Consider the following 18,843-nt stretch of genomic DNA (forward strand, 5'->3'; position numbering starts at 1 on the left):
TCACTACAGTGCTTTGTTTGGATAGTTCAAACCACTCACCCGTAAGGGATGCGAGACAACGGATTTGCCCCTGCCGAGCGTGCCATGAATGCTACTTCAATCCGTGCACCGTAAGGGATGCGACTGCAACATAAGGAAATGAAGTTCCCATTTTTTCAGCAAATTTCAATCCACGCACCCGTAAGGGGTGCGACACCAAACACCGAGTCATTGACACCACTTGCTTTAATTTCAATCCACGCACCCGTAAGGGGTGCGACCCTGATAGCTGCTTTCGCTTTTAGCCTGTCTAATATTTCAATCCACGCACCCGTAAGGGGTGCGACCTGGAAGACATGGGGCAACCGAACCGCAGCCTTTCCAATTTCAATCCACGCACCCGTAAGGGGTGCGACGAGGGAGGCGGCCGAGATGAACGGCAGCGACTTCGAAATTTCAATCCACGCACCCGTAAGGGGTGCGACTTGGATACTCCGGTTCTTCCGGGGGGCTTCCCGATTTCAATCCACGCACCCGTAAGGGGTACGACTGCAACATTTATTGCTAATGCGATTCAAAGATACATTTCAATCCACGCACCCGTAAGGGGTGCGACCCCGGATAGTTTCCGAGCGAATCTCATATCTACGAACATTTCAATCCACGCACCCGTAAGGGGTGCGACATTGATACCCTAGACACATAACCCTCGGAAGAGGTATTTCAATCCACGCACCCGTAAGGGGTGCGACTTCTTCAACCTTCGAAACTGGCTTTAGTCCCGCAAGATTTCAATCCACGCACCCGTAAGGGGTGCGACCCAATACGAAACTTAACGGGGTTGCTGGTAACGTGATTTCAATCCACGCACCCGTAAGGGGTGCGACACGTACTACAAGTATCAAACAGGAATTCCCACAATTTCAATCCACGCACCCGTAAGGGGTGCGACTACGGATTCGATCATGTGCAATGAGACGGGATACAAATTTCAATCCACGCACCCGTAAGGGGTGCGACGTGGACACCGGCTATTTGTGCTGGGCCTGGTTCATTTCAATCCACGCACCCGTAAGGGGTGCGACAGATTTTGTAGAGCGTGGTCTCGAAAGCATGACAATTTCAATCCACGCACCCGTAAGGGGTGCGACGACACGCAGGTTACCGGGTGTGTTTACTACCTGGTATTTCAATCCACGCACCCGTAAGGGGTGCGACCCAAATTATCCGAAATCTTAGTGAGTTCGCTTAATATTTCAATCCACGCACCCGTAAGGGGTGCGACCCAGCACGGAGGGTATCGCTACCCTGCAAGGGCGATTTCAATCCACGCACCCGTAAGGGGTGCGACTAGCGACTCAGACCATATACGCGCTGATCCTGAAAATTTCAATCCACGCACCCGTAAGGGGTGCGACGTCGAACGAGAGGCGTATGCGGGCGGCAGGACTATTTCAATCCACGCACCCGTAAGGGGTGCGACATATGGGATACACGGTTAAAGACTTTTCAGACGCATTTCAATCCACGCACCCGTAAGGGGTGCGACCCGAATTCTTCCCACCGAACGAGTAGCCCTTATTGATTTCAATCCACGCACCCGTAAGGGGTGCGACTGATTCGGAGTCAAAGTAAACAAACCTCCTTGGTATTTCAATCCACGCACCCGTAAGGGGTGCGACTCCTTTAATTGTTCAAGTGTGATCATTACGCGCGATTTCAATCCACGCACCCGTAAGGGGTGCGACCGCACATAATACTTATACCGTTCGCCGGAGTAGAATTTCAATCCACGCACCCGTAAGGGGTGCGACACCGTTTTTTAACCAATAAATGGCCAAAACGGCTTACTGCCAAAAATAAACTAGAATTTAACTCTTCTATCCCGAATATAAAATACCATATTATGTTTAAACAATTTATTTCTGGATAATATCCGGTGCGAATCCCCCTGGGAAATCATGTTCACTTCCCATTCGCACTAGAAAATCAGCGGACCTTCCAGATCAAGCGATGCCTTAATGCCAATATGCTCTACCTTGGTCTTATACTGATTTCCTAGTCGATAGAATCTTAGACTATCCTCATTCGGATCGATAATTTCAATTAACTCCATTTTTAACACAGCAAATTGCGCAGCGTCAACAACGCATTCGAACACGGAATTCTGGACACGCTGACCGTAGTTTTGGCATAATTTCGATACTTTTCGTAGCCTACGCTGTCCCGCTCCGCTTGTCGTGCTGACATCATAAGTGATTAATACCAGCATAGGCTGCACCTACTTCCACAGGAATGGAGGATATTCATCCAGATCGTTGCGCAGGTGCCGTGCCAATAGCAGCGCTTGTGCGTGCGGCACCAATCCCCAAGTGATTTTCTCGCCTAGGTAGGGATGGGTGATTTTCTCTTGCTTCTTACTCTGCCATGCGGTCAGGAACTTCTTCCTGCCGTCTTCTGTCATGATTACCGCTCCGTTCTCTTTGCGTACAAAATCCTCTTTGTTTATCCCTTTTTTGTTGATCAGGGACAAAACGAACTTGTCGGCATAGACACCGCGCAGCTCTTCCATAAGATCGAGCGCCAGCGAAGCGCGGCCGGGTCTGTCCCGGTGCAAGAAACCCACATAAGCATCGAGCCCCACCCCTTCCAGAGCGGCAGAGGTATCATGAGCGAGAAGGGTATACGCCAGCGACAGCATGGCATTGACATAATCCAGCGGCGGCCTGCGAGACCGGGTCCGGAAATGGAAGTCTTCTTTTTGCTGGAGAATCATCGCATCGAACCGCTGGTTATAAATGAGAGCCGCTTGTCCTTCCAGTCCTCTAAGCCGCTCCAAGTCCTCGCATTGTCTGATGCTTTTCATAAGAAGGGTCAACTGCTGGGATGCTTCTTTGAAATTCTCCACATCTATACGCAGCGGATAATCCCTTGTCATCCGTTCAAGCATCCATTTGTGGTTATACACTTTACCGATTATAAAATTGCGGGCTATTTGAGCCGACATAAGTTCACTTTCGGATACGAGATATTGCTTCTTGCGAAGAACGACATTGCCTCGGCTTTCTCCGATGACCCTTGCCAGAAATTTTCCGCTCATGCTGAGGAAGACGATAGCTATATTGCGCTCTGCACAGTACCTCATAAGTGCCGGACTTGCACCCGTATATCCGAACGTGACGATGGATTCCAAATTATGCAGAGGGATTCTGTTTATCTTCTCCTGCTCCTTTAGCAGCACGATATTGTCGCCGTCCAAAGAAAGGTATACGTCCGGTTGTGTAACGAATAAGGTATTCAGAAGCTTTTTCATTCGCAAATTTTCCCCTCCATGTAACTGCGGACCGAACGCTTGCTCATCACTTCCGGGAGACAGATGGATAAGAGGGAGCAGCTTTTGCAGAATGAACCTGTCTTTACCTTTGGCGTATGTCTGCGCTTATAATAGTCGTGCATTTCCCCGGCAATGGATTTTACTTTCTGTTTAATCTCCTTTGTCAGCTCGACCTCAAGTCTGTGCTTAATTTCGTTGTAGTATAGATAGCCCGTTGGAACCTCGCAGAGCAGCATTTCTTCCAGACACAGAGCTTGAGCGGCTAACTGAAGGACATCGGCGTCACTGACCTTGGGTTTCCCTCGTTTGTATTCAACAGGCACGGCTTTGTATGTACCTTTCGCACCGTGAATTTCGACGCCTTCGGCGCTTCGAATAAACTCTACCACATCGCATATCCCTGTAATTTGAAGTTCATCCGACTTCACCGGCATAGCGCGAACCGTAAGCTTATCTCCGCGCTTCTCTCGGACAAAAGGCTGATCGGCTTTTTGATGAAGATGCTTGCCTTCCACGGTCCGCACGTTCTCTTCCCACTGTTGTTCAATATGAATAAGCGCCCACTGACGTTTACAAAATTCAAAGTGCTGGATGCCCGAAAGCATCAGGTACTCTTCTTCTCCGCTTTCCATCAAAGCCCGTCCAAAATTTCTACCTTCAAGCCGGGCAGTTCGGACAATTCAATCTTGTAGTCTCCGAATGATTTTGGTTCTTCGATCTTTGGCTTTACAGATAAGGAGCGATGGACTTTGGCCGAGGAATATTGACCCAATTTGGAGTTGTGCTCCCACCAGTATACATGGTGGATTTCCATACTGCCGTCGGGTCTTGCCGATGACAAGTCATTCTCGAATAGGGTCACGAGTGCCTGCTTGATTTTCTCCGCATCCGCATTAGTAAAGCCGGTTTTCTCCGCAAGCTGGGTATTGATGCTTCCATAGAATACATACAGGCCATGATCGACCCGGTGCTTCATGCCCATCGTATCGGGGCCTCTATCCTTGCCCGGCTCGGAGTTGACGCTCTTCGTAATCTGCATGCTCGTAATATCGATCGGGTGGACGCTTTTGGCCGTATGAACGGATACCGGGCCTCTCACCCCGACGGAAACACCTTCACCCTTCGCGCCGCCTTTAAAAGCGAACACTTGCCCAAAGCTCCGCACATCCATCCATTCCTGACAGGCTGCCCAAGCAAAATCGTCACCGGAGCTTTTCTTGGCCTTGAGAATCTTGTTCAGTTCCTCGTTGCCGTCCGCACGTTCTCTCAGGCTTCCGAACGAATCGTTCTTGCGGTCATTGGACTGAACGAAGATGGATTCTCCCAAATCTTGAAGACGGTTTCTGATTTTGCGCTTGATCGCGACATCCGAGATTTCTCCAAAGCCGTCGTAATTCTGTCTCGGACGGTTGCCGTTCAAAGGATCTCCGTTAGGGTTGGCGTTCGTGACCGACAGGACGACTGCAAAATCAATTTTATGATCGAGGCTGCTCATTATACTCTCTCCTCCTGATCGGATGCTTGGGTGGCATCCTCGGTTTTCTCTTTCTTCTGGTATAGATCGTATCGCTGGCTGTAGTAGCCTAACAGGTATTTTCCCGAAAGCGGCTTATTGTTGAAATCTTCCATGTCGAGCTTCGTGCTGATCTCCTCCAAAAGCATCGTGTACCTTCTGGCATTAGCCCCGAGACGGTCCAGATACGGCTGAAGACTTTGATGGATGATCCTCCACGTTCTCTCCGGGTGACTGGAGAACGCATTCATGTATCGGATCGCGTTCGTCGCGCGACCCTCATTTTTGTCCAGCGTGCTTCTTTCGAGCACGTCGGCCACCGCAAGCAAGCGACCGAACAAGTAACTGCGGTCCGTAATTTCTTTGTTTAATGCCACGGGATATCTCTCCTTTCGGTTAATAAGGGCACATGTGATGCTGAGTATTTTTTCCCATTCCCATTTCTCCAGAGCGACCGGATTAGAAGCACGTTGTATCGCACTCCGTTCAATATCCGCAGGAATTCTGTCGCCGTCCAGGATGCAGGGCAGCATGCGCTCCATAAGCCCTTTGACCAGCTTGTCGCTCGCTCTCGGGCCGTAAGCCGCAAACGCGATATCCTTCGTCGCCGGTGCTCCGTAATACTGAACATACTCCATCTGCTCGTTCCTGCGATACTGGTGCAGCCATACGCAGGTGGTATGCCATTCGACGAGCTTTTCCAGGTAAAGCTCCTTGTTCATGTTGCGGTAATACAGCACGGCCATCCGTCCGGTCGTCGCCGAATCCAGGATGAGGATGTTGACGTCGGACCGGAAATGGTCTTTATACCTCGAAGTGAGCCGATTCTGGAAACCGTCCATCGCCTTGGAATGTTCCCGCGCAAAAGATTGATTTGTGCCTGATGGAAGGCGCTCCTGCTGTGCCGCCTCTGGATCTAGTGCAAAAGTGTCTTCAGACAGATCGGGAACATCCGGCACTTCGTTCCCCCAGATAAGAAAAACCCGCTGATCGAAGGTTTTAGCCTGCCGGTTGATCAGCCATTTCAGCGCATTATGAGCTTTCTGGGAAACCTCGTAAGAAATGCTGGCCGCTTGGCCGCTATCGCTAAAACGGCCTCGGAAAGTAAATCCCGTTTTATCGTTCGCCGAAATCAGCTTCGCTTTGTCCGCCGCGTTGCGGATTTTATTCGCATGCTTGTCCGTCGCAGGCAGTCTCTCCCCAGTCACGTAACAAATGTCTTCACTGCCCAACTGTTCTTGGTAATAACGAATGAACGACTCGTAAACATCGGGGTCTTTCCAAACTTCCGTCAACGAGCGTTCAGGAGAATACACCGTGAAGCGTATAAAAGCGCTATCCTGTTCGCCTGCCAATACACCGAAAATTTTCGGTTTTTCGGGAAACAGGGACTCGTATTTCTTGTCCCACTTGTCGATCAGACGGTCGCTCTCATCCAGACACAGGATTTTCTCGCTCGCCAGGTCCTGAATCAGCCGCCTTTTGCTCAAATAGCGGTAAATGCTTTGTATCTTGGGATGAGCATAAGGTGACTCCGCCCAGTTTTGAAGCTCCCGGATATAAGCGGCAAAGGGCTCTTCACCCTTGCTCTCCCCGCCATAGTCAAGGAAATCACCCGCGACGTAACTCAGCTTGTCGTGAAGAGGGTAAGGCGCAACGACGGCACCCGCCCGGCTCGCGGACTTCTCCGTGCTTGGAATGAGCGTACTGGCATTCTTCTCGATCACCTCGGCGGAATGATACTCCCCGTCTTCCGTGATCCTTACCTCGATGTGGGCGTTCTGGGTCGTATGCGACACAGGCAGCAGCGTAAACTCGCGCTCGTTCAAGCCCTTCTCGACGACTCCTACACTATTCAGGTTCGCTTTATAGGTTTCATATAAATTCAGCAGCCAACTCATGGATTAACGTCCCCCTCTCCCCATCTTGCCAGCAGCGCATCCGCCGATTCCACATTGGTGTGGTCAAAATGCTTGGGCTTCATTTCCGAGATGGTGCGCACTTGTATGCATTCCTCGGGTTTATCAAACTTGATGATGCCGTTACTCATGACTGGCTTCCATAAGCGTACCTCCATCTGATCCCGGCCGGTCTCATCTGGATAATTAATGCCGTGAACCATATTTCCCAGATGAATATCGCCATACTCGTCGTAGAAACCTTTCCCTTCGCCAAAAACACACGGCTCTACGTAGCCTTGGCACTCTCTTGTTCCGAGGAAAATATCTCTGCGGCCTCCCGCTTTAAGCGAACGCAGCAAAATATTATGGTGTTTATGTTCGTTGTGATCGAAAGCCAGGTCGGGGCGGTTCTTATTAAAGTCAAAATAGGCCTTAACCTGATAACAAACATCCTTTAAATAGGTGTAGTTGGCAAGCGTGTTTCCTCCGCTGTAATCAATAGGCCGGACTCCTTTGGATTCCATACGGATGGGATTCATAATCCGAATCTCGTCTACTACATATAAAATGGTAGGTTTCCAGTAAATGCTTTCGGTTATCCCTTTGACCGCCTGATACGTGGGGACTTGATAGGAACACTTCTCTCCTCCAAGCTTCGTGAGCGGATCTGTAAATAAAGCGTAGTCACCGTACACGACAAACTCGACTGAGTTTCTCATTGAGTCACCTCCTTTCACGTGAACCGAACAACATATAGCGAAACTAATTTGGGATTATTTAACACATTAAGTATATATTAAAAATAAGTCTCAGTTAAGATAAAACGTTAGCCCATCAGTAGCCCTGCCCAGCTTTCGTTCTCCGCATCGAAACCAAACTTCTGGTTGTAAGCACCCTCACCCAGTACAAGAACTTGTCCATCCAGACAACGTTCCAGTCCGCCATTTTTGTCTACCCGCATTAGCTCATGGTTCATCAGATTGATGGTGTATTGCTGAGCTTTTTTTAACAATCGAGTCAAATCTTCTATACGGCCCGCACCGTTTAGATCCGCAATGATCTCTTTGCCTTCATCACCGTAAGGAACAATAACGGACGCACCGATATCTTTGATAACATAGAAATGCTCAGCCGCCGTCCTGTAGCTGTTCACCAGAAATAAGGGCAGGCGCTCTCCCCGGTTGTCCCGGTAATCCTGGAAATAAACATTGTCTTTTACAGGAGCGAACAACAAATTCGTTAAGGTCTGGTTGCTGCCCAGCTTGGGTACCGGAAAATTCAGGTTTGCGTCAAAATCTTCATAGAACTCCCTGAAGTACCGCTCCATAGCTTTTACGGACAACAAGTGCCCGCCGTGATTAGATGAATTTCTTTTTAGATCGATCAGTATTCTTCTCGAAATCCTCTTGCCCCGCTCTATCTCCGGCAAATGGTTCAGGTTCTCTTCGGTATGATCGATCACATAAACCTGCTGTACTTCATGTTCCCCATGGCGGTTGCATCGGCCGGCAGCCTGAGCAATCGAATCGAGCCCGGCTAAAGAACGGATCACACATTCAAAGCTTACATCCACTCCCGCTTCAATCAGCGGCGTGCTGACACAGAGAACCTTTTTCTTCTCCTTGAGCAACTGTCTGATCTCATCCAGCCTGTCTTTGCGGTGAGCGGCGCACATAGAGGTACTCAAGTGAAAGACCGGAATACCGTCCATCCGTTGAACCAGCTCCTCGTACGCCTGCCGGACGACAGATTTGGTATTAAGAATAACCAGCGCGCTTTGCACGTCTCTCATTTTTTCCACAACGAACTCCACAAGTGTTTCCGTACCAAATGTTTCCCCCGTCGCACGATCCACGATTTCCACCCGTTTAAACGCGGTTACCACGTCACCCAGATTGGCGACTATTTCGGCCTCTGGGCTCAGGTGCAGCTTGTGCTCGACAAAACCGAGAGCCGGCTGCGTAGCCGTACACAGCACAATGCTGGACGAACCAAAATGGTTCAGGAAATTCAATGCCATATTGAACAGCGACACACACGAAACGGGAACCTTTTGCACCTCATCGAACACGAGGACCGACTCGCTTAAATGATGCAGACGCCGGATATCCCGGCTGCTTTTGGCATAGAACACATTCAGAAACTGCACCATGGTTGTAAAAATAACGGGAGAATCCCAGTTATCCCTCGCCAGCTTAAGCTTCTGCCGCATATCGACTTTGCCGTCCGTATGCTCGTCCTCATCTTCCCCGTCCTCAATCACATTGGAGTGATGCTCTAAAATATGCTCCGCATCCTGGAGAACCCTGCGTACTTCCGCGGCATTCTGCTCGATAATGGTCGTATAAGGAAGAATGAAGACAATACGTTTTTTTCCGTAAATTTGTGCGTGTTTGAGCGCATACCGGAGACTCGCCAGTGTCTTCCCACCTCCTGTGGGAATAGACAACGTGTAAATACCGGACGGTTTCTCTGCAAACTTGTCGCATTGCTCGGACATTTCTCTGCGTAGAGCTTTTATCTGCGGGTCTGCCTCACCGCGTTTCGACAATGACCCGATCTCGGTCATGAGACGGTCATAGAAGGAGCCGAACAATTCTTTTGGCTGCCACGTCACTAGAGCGTCAGAGATATTTTCCTCGAAACATCGGGTATTCGTACGATCCGCATCAATCAGTGCACTAAACACATACTTCGTTAAGAACATGCATCGCGCTTCCAGACTGAGCGGAGATTCCTGTGCCAGAAAAACCTTCAGTTCCAGCGAAGCCTGCTCCACATACCCGTAAAATTCTTCTTCCCTCATTACGTTCTCAAAAAAGTGCCGAACCACTTGCGGAAACTCGCTCAACTCCTTGGCCTCTTTATCCCGCACACGCTGCAAATAATTCGATTCCAACTCTGGGTTCAAAAAATCCTGAAGGTAGGAGTGATGAGAAAGAATCGCATTGCCCACGATTTCGGCCAAAACTCCTTTATCCCTCTCAATCTTGCCTGTATGAAAAAGGTGATACAGCAGACGCCCGCCAGCCGTAGAGTGATCCACAGACCCTCTTTTCGGCGGGGCTTCGGGATTCCTAACCGCTTTCAGCAGGTACTCTTGAAAAGCAACCGCATACTTGCCCAAATCGTGAAGCAGCCCCGCAAGCCCTGCGATATGCTTAATGCCTATTCCTTCTCCGTAAGACTCGGCCAATCTTTTGACTCCAAGAAGATGCTCTTTCACACTTTGGTGGTCTCCGTCGCTCTCTCGAATATGTGCGATGAATTCCAAGCTGATTCCTCCCTTACAAGACGCTGCTTCAGTCCGAAAATAGAACCATTTACCTACAAACCATACAGATAAGGTAATTCTATAGACCTATTTCAAATCCCTTCCTATAATATACATTTTTCACAAATTAGACTTGAAAGAAATTAAAAAGACCATCTAAAGAAGAGCCCTCGTTAGCGGCTGCGGTTTCCACAACTGAGATCCGCATAAAAAAAGAGCTTAAGAGTTGTCCGCTACAGCGACTCTTAAGCTCTTTTCCAGAGACTCCTACTTTGTTTCCTTCTTAATATATTTCATTTCATGCTCGTAAAATGAGCGACTGAACTTCTCAAGAAAGCCGACATGACACAAGCAATTTCAATTAGCGCACCCGTAAGGGGGGCGACTAGGCCGGGGTATTTTTGTTTTTCAGTCCATTACATTTCAATCCACGCACCCGTAAGGGGTGCGACTGTGCCACTTGATCAAATGTTGGTGTGTAGCCTTCCATTTCAATCCACGCACCCGTAAGGGGTGCGACGGTTTTGGCTGTCTTTTCCGAAAAGAGCCCATACATTTCAATCCACGCACCCGTAAGGGGTGCGACGCTTGCCTTCTTGCATATTACCTGCGGAGTGACATTATTTCAATCCACGCACCCGTAAGGGGTGCGACGTAGGAGATCATCACGCGACGCATAATTCCCTTGCATTTCAATCCACGCACCCGTAAGGGGTGCGACCTGATGATGACATTCCAACGGTCGTACTGATACGAATTTCAATCCACGCACCCGTAAGGGGTGCGACTTGTTCATGTTGTCGATGTACCATTGCATCGGGAACGAATTTCAATCCACGCACCCGTAAGGGGTGCGACAAGGGATGATATTCCACGCTGATCGAGAGCCTTTTCATTTCAATCCACGCACCCGTAAGGGGTGCGACTCCGGCTTAAATAGTATTCGCAGGCTTTCAAACATTTCAATCCACGCACCCGTAAGGGGTGCGACCCGCCAGAAGACTCCCCATTGCTTTCGGCAGCTTGGTATTTCAATCCACGCACCCGTAAGGGGTGCGACATACACTTGTTCGTTCAATTTAATTTGCATGAATATTTCAATCCACGCACCCGTAAGGGGTGCGACTTTGGTATCTCCCATGTATTTCTGTGTTACATCATTTCAATCCACGCACCCGTAAGGGGTGCGACTAGATCGAGTTTTTCATGCGGTTTGTTACATCATATTTCAATCCACGCACCCGTAAGGGGTGCGACTTGAATTTCCAATAAGGATCTTATCCTCATAGAATTTCAATCCACGCACCCGTAAGGGGTGCGATCGGCTCAAAAAATCATAGTCCGTATGCTGACTGAAAAATTTCAATCCACGCACCCGTAAGGGGTGCGACGAGGCCGCCCAGGGAGAAAAACGCAGTTTTACGGATATTTCAATCCACGCACCCGTAAGGGGTGCGACGCCGAAAAAGAACTCGCTAAATATGTGGTCGAATTAATTTCAATCCACGCACCCGTAAGGGGTGCGACAACAGGCTGAAGATTACCTGGCAAACTGGGCCGAAATTTCAATCCACGCACCCGTAAGGGGTGCGACAGGCGCTCGCAATGGGGTTAGGGTAATTGATGTTGAGATTTCAATCCACGCACCCGTAAGGGGTGCGACAGGCGCTCGCAATGGGGTTAGGGTAATTGATGTTGAGATTTCAATCCACGCACCCGTAAGGGGTGCGACTCCGTTTTTTAACCAATAAATGGCTGAAAACGGCTTTACTATCAAAAATAATCTAGAATTTAACTCTTCTATCCCAAACAAAAAACTTCATATTATGTTTAAATTGTTTTTTTGTGGATAATAATCGGTGCGAATCCCCCTGGTAAATCATGTTCGCTTCCCATTCGCACTAGAGAAAAGCAGAATTTCGAGATCAAGCCGATGATACGTTCTACCTTGGTTTTATAATTATCTTTATTTTTAACATAGCATATAGTTCAGTGACAACAAAGCATTTACTGAGATTGCGGAGCTCCTTTTTTTTAATAATGGCCCGGCACATTAGATTAAGATAATCCGGCACCCTGTTTTACTTGCCTGTACTTGTTTTTGTCACTTTCTCTACTTTCCAAGTATCTTCATTTTTTACTAGCTCAATCGTGTACGAAATACCGGTACCCATCCTTTTGGTCGAATTCACGGTAACTTTATCCGAGGTTGTTTTACTGAGGCGAATGCCAAGTGCCAGATCGTTTCTCCCATAGATAAAATCTTCGGGGAGTTGCTGAACCGACGCATTGTACCTTTGAGCCACACGCTCGAACAATTTTTTCCTCTCCGTTTCGCTTATTGCTTCTAAAGTTTCTTTGCTATAGCTCACACCGGTAAATTGGTTGTTATATTCGGCGTCTTGCTCGATTGTGGCTACGGTTGATAAAAATAATATCTCGCCGACATCAACAGGGTCTTTGCCGCTAGAACATCCTATCAGATTGAGACCCGTTAACGAAAAACATAGGTAGATTAGAAGTATTCTTTTCATTATTTCCTCTCCCCTCCTATATGAAATAGGCACATTCGGACAATCTTTGTTTAGCTTCGGTGCCTACAACACTAAACTTACACAAAAATAAACTTATTACAATTTGTGGTATTCTTACAATTAAGAATTTTGCTAAAAAGGGCCGTAAGAATCCGGTCAATCCACGTGTGCCCCTTTTCTATTAGTTTTGCAGGAGGTGAAGATAATTAGAAAACTATTTCTAACGTTAACCGTTATATTTATGCTTCTTCGTGAAGAGATTACCCTGATGATGCTATATGTAAAAGATGAGACTACTTTTTGGGGTCTCAGTTTATCAAATGCTTCTATTTATTCTCATGTATTCGCCCTCGCGGCTATTTTATGCTTAATTGGATTTTTAAGGTCCAAGCCGGATTAATAAATCAACTACATGCGGTCTCATCGAGATCATCGTCAGCTTCGCCTTCAATCTGCCTTACGCCGCTTTTTTACATTGTCCATACTTTAAACGTCCTTGTGTATAGTTTGCCCAAAGGTATACTATGGGTGGACTGACGAAAGGAGTTGTTACCCAACAAGATGACGAATAGCAAAAACTTGACTGCCATGACATTCAATTTACGCGTAAATGTGCCCTCCGACGGCAGTAACGCATGGCCTCATCGTAAACATCTCGCAGCTGATTCCATCCTCGGGTCGGGAGCTCATCTGATCGGAACACAGGAAGGCACAGCCGGTATGCTGGCAGACTTGGACGCCCAATTGCCTGCTTACAGCCGAATCGGAAACGGCCGTCTCGGGGAAGCGGAGGCAAAGCTGCACAATGATGAATACTGCGCCATTTATTACAACCGTGAAGCGCTAACGCTGATCAAGCATGACCAATTCTGGCTCTCTGAGACGCCTGAAGAACGAGGAAGCCTTGGCTGGGACAGCAGCTATCCACGTATCTGCACATGGGGCTGCTTTGAGAGCAAGGAGCATCCGGGCGCCCGGTTTTATGCGTTTAACACGCATTTCGATCATTTGGGGCAAAAGGCGCGGGAAGAAAGCGCCAAGCTCCTTCTGGAGCGTATCCGGGCATGCCGTGAAGAAGAGAACGCCCCGGTGCTGCTTATGGGCGATCTCAACGCCGAACCGGACAATCCCGCTATCGGGCTGCTGCTCGAGCAGCTGCAGGATGCCTACACGCTTCTGGACGAACCCGTCGGCCGGACCTTCCACGATTTTGAGGGCGGTACCGATGGGGCGCCAATCGATTATATTTTCGCCACGCAGGATATAGAGATGATCGGGACCACTGTGGATCGCAAACAGCTCGACGGAGCTTATCCTTCCGACCATTATCCGGTTGCGCTCACTTGCGGGTTTAAGGGCTAGTGCCGTTGCGGCTGAGAGGGTGGTGTCTTGGCGCTCGGGTGCAGGGAATCCTAGTGGCATAATCGTTAAAAAGCAGCCAATCCGGCAATCGGACAGGCTGCTTTTTTGTGTTCATTTTTAGCTGTAGCATTTTTTCCTTTGTTGTACGACTTGGCTGCATGTCTGGCGGCCACATCAGCTAGGTGGACTGCCTACGGCGCCAAGCTGCTGCATCAGCCCGCCTATGAGCTCAGCAGCTTCGCCAGGCGTATCAGCAGCACGGCCGCTTCGGCCCGTGTCGCCTTCTCGTTCGGAGCGAAGCGGTTCCCGCTCCGGCCGTCGATCAGGCCGCGTTCGGCCGTAACCTGCACGTAAGGCCGGGCCCACGCCGGGATATCGGCCTCATCCGCGAAAGCAGCGGCTTTTCCGCCTCCGACCGCAGAGCCGTTCACGGCTTTGGCCAGCATCACGGCCAGCTCCGCACGCGTGACGGCCGCTCCCGGACGGAACGTCCCGTCGTCATAGCCGCTCACGATGCCGTTGGCGGCTGCATCCGCTGCCGCCCGGACAGCCCAGGCGGGGATGGCGCCTGCATCGGCGAAGGGGAGCGGCGCAGCGTTTGTCGCTACCGTTCCCGCTGTTTCCGCCCCGCTCCCGGCTGACGGTTCTGACGCCGCATCCGTGGACGTCTTACCCGCCGTCTCCGCGTTCTTCAACAGCCGCTCCAGCATAACGATCCATTCGGCCCGGTTGATGGTCGCGTCCGGATGAAACGTACCGTCCTCGTAGCCGTCAACGAGTCCAAAAGCAACCGCCCGGACGATATCCGCTTCCGCCCAGTGTCCGGAAATATCGGCAAATCGGCTCCCGCCGCCCGTTCCGGGTTCCGCACCCGGCTCAGGCTTTGTACCCGGACCCGGCGTTGTTCCCGTGCCGGTACCGGACCCGGAATCCGGCTTCGTTCCCGGGCCTGTTCCGCCCCCTGCCGCCTTCCGTGTAACCGTCAGTTTGTACTCCCGGATGGAGCCGTCTTCCGCTTGAACGGCAATTCTGAACACATTGACGCCCTCGTTCAGCTTAGCGGCATATTCCCCGGCTGACGTGCTAACGGTCCCGTCGTTCACACCGGCTCTCGCAGCGGAATCCGCCGTTTTGAACCGGATAACGCCACGGTCCGCATCCGTCTCGGCCGCATAGTCGCTCACTCCAGGCTGAAAGCCCGGCGTCAGCACAGCTTCCTTTTCTCCCGCCGTAAAACGCAGCTCCTGCAGCCTGCTCTCCGCCGACAGCGACGGTGAAGATCCCGACGAGCCACCCGAGGAAGGTACGGGGAGAGTCCGGACCGTTCCGGTAAGCTCAACGCTGGCATTCCCCGCTTCGTCCTTGGCCTTCACGGCAAACGAGTACAGCATATCGCCCGTCAAACCTGCCGCCCTATAGCTGTACGTATCCGCGCTGACCGTCGTCAGCAGCGAACCGTTCCTGTACACCTCATAGCCCGTAACGGCTCTGTTGTCCGCCGCTTCCGGCCAGCCTACATTCACGCTGCCCGACGTGACGTCTGAGAAGACTAGCACCGCGCCCGCAGGCCAGACCGGCGCTTCCGTATCCGGCGACGCTCCTTTCGCCAGCGTAACCGTCAGGACCGCCGAGGCCCCCTTCGCCGATTCGTTCCCGGCCGCATCCGTGGCCGTGATCACGTAAGCGTAGCTTCCCGGGGCAAGGTCGCCGATGTCCGCCGCAGGGACGGACCCGTCCGCGCCGCTGCTGCCCAGCGCTATCGGCATCCCAAGCTCGCCTGCGCTCACGATGCCGTCCTTGTCCGTGTCCGTCCACGGATACGCTTTTACCACCGCTCCCGCTTCGCCTACAGACCCGGCTGTCCCATACAGCCGATCCGGCGTGCCTGCGTAATTGTCCGTGCCGCCGAACTTGGAAATGTCCACGACAGGCGGTGTCGTATCCGGTACCGCATCGTCCTCCCGGATCGTCACGACCGCTTCGTTCGGCGCCCCGATTAGGTACCCGTTCACCGGGTCGCTCAGCTTGACCGTAAAGGTCTTGTCCCCTTCGTAGACTTGATTGTCCATGACCGTGATCGGATAATCCCTGCTCCCTTCACCGTCCTGAAGCACGACAACCTCGTCGACGGCGGCATAATCTTTTCCCGCCACCGCCGTTCCGTCCGTCGTCCGGATTCTCACAGCTGCCTGGCCCGCCACGGAACCTAACCGTTTGATCGTCACGCTGGCGGTTCCGCCGTTTTCCGCCGTTTCGAACGTATCCGAAGCGAAAGAAAAGGCCCCTGACGCTTTGCTGTTCATAACGTATACCGATGTATTAGAAGAAGAACCTCCCGCAAAGACAATATCCGACCGGCCGTCTCCGTTAAACTCTCCCGTTTCCAGAGTAAAAGCATAACGGGGATACGGATAATGTATCGGCGATCGAAACGTTCCGTCTCCGTTGCCCATCAGAATAGCAAAATCCTGGGTTTGCGTTTGGCTGAGGATATCTGTATGTCCGTCCCCGTCAAAATCCCCAAGCGCGACATCAAGCGGATAATTCCCGGCCGAATACACAACCGCTTGTCCGAATCCTCCGCCTGCCGTACCGAGCAGCACCGCAACACCGTGGTCCTCGTTGGCCGCAAGAACCAGATCCTTCAGGCCGTCTCCGTTCAACTCGGCTGTCTTCAGTATGGCGGGAGATTTGCCCGCCGCATAATCAACCCGGCTAAATTGAGTGCCGGTGCCGTCATTTTTCAATATACTGACCGTGTTGCTTCCCGAATTCGCGACGGCCAGGTCCGTTTTTCCATCGCCATCCATATCCCATGCCGCAAGACTTCTCGGGTACGTACCGACAGGGATGGAGGCCCCGAGTACGAAATTCCCGCTCCCACCGATGTTAAACAGTATCGAAACCGAGCCGGATACATTATTGACTACGGCCAAATCCGGAAAGCCGTCGCCGTTCAAATCCGCTGCCGCAATCCCGGAGGCTTCCGGTCCTACGCCCGCAATGCTCCCCCCTGTTCGGAACGTCCCGTCTCCATTGCCTTTCAGGATACTTACCGTGTTGTCCATAGAATTGGCAACCGCCAAATCCGGGTGATGATCCCCATCCAAATCCGCAATAGCAACTGCCCTCGGATTGCTTCCTACCGCAAAACTTGCCGGCGCTCCAAACGTTCCGTCCCCCCTGCCAAGTAGAACGGCCACCTGATTGTTTTGAAAATTCAGCGACACCAGATCATCCAGCCCGTCCCCGTTCACATCTCCGGTCGTTACGTCGTAAGCCCAGCCGCCCACTTCGTAAGCGACCGCATTTTCAAAAACCGGATTGGCCCCGTTCGCCTTCACCGGCCCTACCGGCACAGCGACCAGCGACGCGCCCAGTACAAGCGCCAGCCATTTTGAGACCGGACTGCTTTTTACAGATCGAACCAACTCTCTCACGCTCCCTCGCAACTACTAACTAACTAATTATATCGGTTTTTGGGGATAAAAAAATCACCCTTGCGGGTGAAGTCGGTTGAAGCGGGAATTATTTTACAGGTTATAACTCCCACCTTTGTTTAAGTTAATCGAACCATTTATTCATTTTATTCAATTTTACAAAATATCCCCCAAATTTTACAATAGGATCAAACGGTTGGTGGAGAAATACCACAGAAGGGGGATTTACGATGACAAACATGGTAATTACTCGCGGTAATCCAGCGGTTTCTCACTGTGCCTTTACGTTCGATGACGGTCCGATGCGGATTCCTATTGACGCATGGCTGGATGCCTTGGAGCAGGGGGACGCGCGCGGGACGTTTTTTTTAACGGGCGAGTGGTTCGATCGGTATCCGGCGAAAGCAAGAGAAATGCTGGCCAGAGGCCATGAGCTCACAACGCATACTTACCATCACCGCAGAATGGCGGATGTGACCAAAGCCGTATTCTTCGAAGAGCTGAAGCTGGCTGAGCTCGCTTATCAAGAAGCGACGGGTAGGCCGGTTCCGGCCTTCATGCGTTTTCCGTACGCCTCTTATCGGGAGGAGAATTTGGAATGGCTCCGGGAGTGGAACTATCTGGTAGTCGAGGGGGAGGATACCGTCGATTGGTCGGGACCGCCAAGCGCGAGCTTGTGGAGCGAGTGATACCTACGCTGGTCAATGGGTCGATTTTTATGTTTCATGCCAATGAAATCGCCAAAGAGACGCCGCAGGCCGTTAAATCGCTTGTGCACCATGCTCACTCCAAAGGCCTTGCCATGGTTCCCGTATCCGAACTGCTTCATGCGGACGGCATCCGGGCAGGCGAACGCAGCTGGCAAGTCCGTTTCAAACCGACTCTTCAAGGTTCTTTCCATAGTGAGCAGTGGAAGCGTGTAGCTGGGGAAAATGAATTGCGGAAGCTGGCCGCCGATTCACTTGAATGGGGAAACCCGAAAGCCCCGACAGGGTCCGGCGCCTATAGCAAATGGCTGCAAATGCTCTCAAAGCCAATCCAGTCGGATAGCCAAACGCGTTTTGTCGCCCGCAGCTTTGCCGATCAGCACTGGGCTTACGTGCGTGCTTCGGTCCGAGGCGGCACGCTGGTGCTGGAGGACTTCGCTACGAAGGAAGCTCATGCGGATGCCTTGGTATCCATCCTGCAATGGGCGGCTCACGAGGCATCGACCTTGGGTTGCGAGTGGATTACGGGCACACAGGACATGCGCCGTATTCACAAACTGTGCGAACAGCTGGGTTTCGAATCAGAGATTGTTTTGCAAGAAGGATAACGGCAGTGATTTGGAACTTCGCTGCAACGCGGCCCCATCGTTTGAAAAGAAATATAAACGCCTATGCTCGCAGAGCACTCCGCTTGACTCCATTCTTTTAATGCCCAAAACAAACGGAAACCCGCGTCACACAAGCTAACGCGGGTTCTTTAGGTTTTCTAATAAAGTTGTCTACTACCCTACCATCCTAC

At 51.0% G+C, this 18,843-nt stretch carries 12 protein-coding genes and 2 CRISPR repeat arrays; of the genes, 3 read left to right on the forward strand and 9 right to left on the reverse strand.

From position 1 onward, the window contains the following. Window positions 1-162 precede the first annotated feature (162 nt). A CRISPR array of direct repeats spans window positions 163-1,793; the repeat unit is 32 nt; unit sequence ATTTCAATCCACGCACCCGTAAGGGGTGCGAC. 167 nt (window positions 1,794-1,960) lie between these two features. From cas2 to KVT34_RS23870, 8 genes are all read right to left on the reverse strand, one after another. Continuing rightward, window positions 1,961-2,251 carry a CRISPR-associated endonuclease Cas2 gene (cas2, locus tag KVT34_RS23835; RefSeq protein ID WP_217561790.1) on the reverse strand — a complete coding sequence of 97 codons (291 nt, stop codon included), beginning with the start codon at window positions 2,249-2,251 and terminating at the stop codon, window positions 1,961-1,963. Window positions 2,252-2,260: 9 nt separating this feature from the next. After that, entirely contained in the window at window positions 2,261-3,292 is a 1,032-nt protein-coding gene (cas1c, locus tag KVT34_RS23840) for a type I-C CRISPR-associated endonuclease Cas1c (protein WP_217561792.1), read from the reverse strand. Then, window positions 3,289-3,945, reverse strand: coding sequence for a CRISPR-associated protein Cas4 (gene cas4, locus KVT34_RS23845; protein ID WP_217561794.1), 657 nt, complete (start codon window positions 3,943-3,945; stop codon window positions 3,289-3,291). The genes cas1c and cas4 overlap by 4 nt, the downstream gene beginning before the upstream one ends. Further along, the gene (cas7c, locus tag KVT34_RS23850; protein ID WP_217561796.1) at window positions 3,945-4,808 is read right to left on the reverse strand and encodes a type I-C CRISPR-associated protein Cas7/Csd2; all 864 of its coding nucleotides are present in this window, start codon (window positions 4,806-4,808) and stop codon (window positions 3,945-3,947) included. Before cas7c ends, cas4 begins: the two co-directional genes overlap by 1 nt. Further along, entirely contained in the window at window positions 4,808-6,727 is a 1,920-nt protein-coding gene (gene cas8c / locus KVT34_RS23855) for a type I-C CRISPR-associated protein Cas8c/Csd1 (protein ID WP_217561797.1), read from the reverse strand. Before cas8c ends, cas7c begins: the two co-directional genes overlap by 1 nt. Continuing rightward, complete coding sequence (cas5c, locus tag KVT34_RS23860) at window positions 6,724-7,446, reverse strand: type I-C CRISPR-associated protein Cas5c (RefSeq protein WP_217561799.1); 723 nt, start codon at window positions 7,444-7,446, stop codon at window positions 6,724-6,726. Before cas5c ends, cas8c begins: the two co-directional genes overlap by 4 nt. A gap of 107 nt (window positions 7,447-7,553) precedes the next feature. Then, a complete protein-coding gene (gene cas3 / locus KVT34_RS23865) occupies window positions 7,554-10,001 on the reverse strand; it encodes a CRISPR-associated helicase Cas3' (protein ID WP_217561802.1) in 2,448 nt (815 codons plus the stop codon). A 354-nt stretch (window positions 10,002-10,355) separates the two neighbouring features. Continuing rightward, window positions 10,356-11,733: direct repeats of the CRISPR family, unit length 32 nt; unit sequence ATTTCAATCCACGCACCCGTAAGGGGTGCGAC. A gap of 349 nt (window positions 11,734-12,082) precedes the next feature. Next, on the reverse strand, window positions 12,083-12,535 hold the full coding sequence (locus tag KVT34_RS23870) for a hypothetical protein (protein ID WP_217561804.1): 453 nt from the start codon (window positions 12,533-12,535) through the stop codon (window positions 12,083-12,085). A 561-nt stretch (window positions 12,536-13,096) separates the two neighbouring features. On the opposite strand from KVT34_RS23870, the gene KVT34_RS23875 reads away from it, so the two are divergent. Further along, complete coding sequence (locus KVT34_RS23875) at window positions 13,097-13,897, forward strand: endonuclease/exonuclease/phosphatase family protein (RefSeq protein ID WP_217561806.1); 801 nt, start codon at window positions 13,097-13,099, stop codon at window positions 13,895-13,897. 221 nt (window positions 13,898-14,118) lie between these two features. Here the strand turns inward: KVT34_RS23875 and KVT34_RS23880 are convergent, their stop codons facing one another. Continuing rightward, window positions 14,119-17,328: an FG-GAP-like repeat-containing protein gene (locus KVT34_RS23880; protein ID WP_217561808.1), complete on the reverse strand. Its 3,210-nt coding sequence runs from the start codon at window positions 17,326-17,328 to the stop codon at window positions 14,119-14,121. Window positions 17,329-17,567: 239 nt separating this feature from the next. Between KVT34_RS23880 and KVT34_RS31995 the strand changes: the two genes are divergently transcribed. Further along, window positions 17,568-18,026: a polysaccharide deacetylase family protein gene (locus tag KVT34_RS31995; RefSeq protein ID WP_254635093.1), complete on the forward strand. Its 459-nt coding sequence runs from the start codon at window positions 17,568-17,570 to the stop codon at window positions 18,024-18,026. Further along, window positions 17,987-18,652 carry a polysaccharide deacetylase family protein gene (locus tag KVT34_RS32000; RefSeq protein ID WP_254635094.1) on the forward strand — a complete coding sequence of 222 codons (666 nt, stop codon included), beginning with the start codon at window positions 17,987-17,989 and terminating at the stop codon, window positions 18,650-18,652. The genes KVT34_RS31995 and KVT34_RS32000 overlap by 40 nt, the downstream gene beginning before the upstream one ends. The last annotated feature ends 191 nt before the right edge of the window (window positions 18,653-18,843 follow it).

The sequence above is a fragment of the Paenibacillus sp. GbtcB18 genome (assembly GCF_019091125.1).
Classification (GTDB): Bacteria; Bacillota; Bacilli; order Paenibacillales; family NBRC-103111; genus Paenibacillus_F; species Paenibacillus_F chitinolyticus.

Excerpts from the sequence above, each read along its gene's own strand:
- cas2 (WP_217561790.1), bottom strand. The coding sequence starts at position 2,251 with ATGCTGGTATTAATCACTTATGATGTCAGCACGACAAGCGGAGCGGGA.
- cas1c (WP_217561792.1), bottom strand. The coding sequence starts at position 3,292 with ATGAAAAAGCTTCTGAATACCTTATTCGTTACACAACCGGACGTATAC.
- cas4 (WP_217561794.1), bottom strand. The coding sequence starts at position 3,945 with ATGGAAAGCGGAGAAGAAGAGTACCTGATGCTTTCGGGCATCCAGCAC.
- cas7c (WP_217561796.1), bottom strand. The coding sequence starts at position 4,808 with ATGAGCAGCCTCGATCATAAAATTGATTTTGCAGTCGTCCTGTCGGTC.
- cas8c (WP_217561797.1), bottom strand. The coding sequence starts at position 6,727 with ATGAGTTGGCTGCTGAATTTATATGAAACCTATAAAGCGAACCTGAAT.
- cas5c (WP_217561799.1), bottom strand. The coding sequence starts at position 7,446 with ATGAGAAACTCAGTCGAGTTTGTCGTGTACGGTGACTACGCTTTATTT.
- KVT34_RS23870 (WP_217561804.1), bottom strand. The coding sequence starts at position 12,535 with ATGAAAAGAATACTTCTAATCTACCTATGTTTTTCGTTAACGGGTCTC.
- KVT34_RS23875 (WP_217561806.1), top strand. The coding sequence starts at position 13,097 with ATGACGAATAGCAAAAACTTGACTGCCATGACATTCAATTTACGCGTA.
- KVT34_RS31995 (WP_254635093.1), top strand. The coding sequence starts at position 17,568 with ATGACAAACATGGTAATTACTCGCGGTAATCCAGCGGTTTCTCACTGT.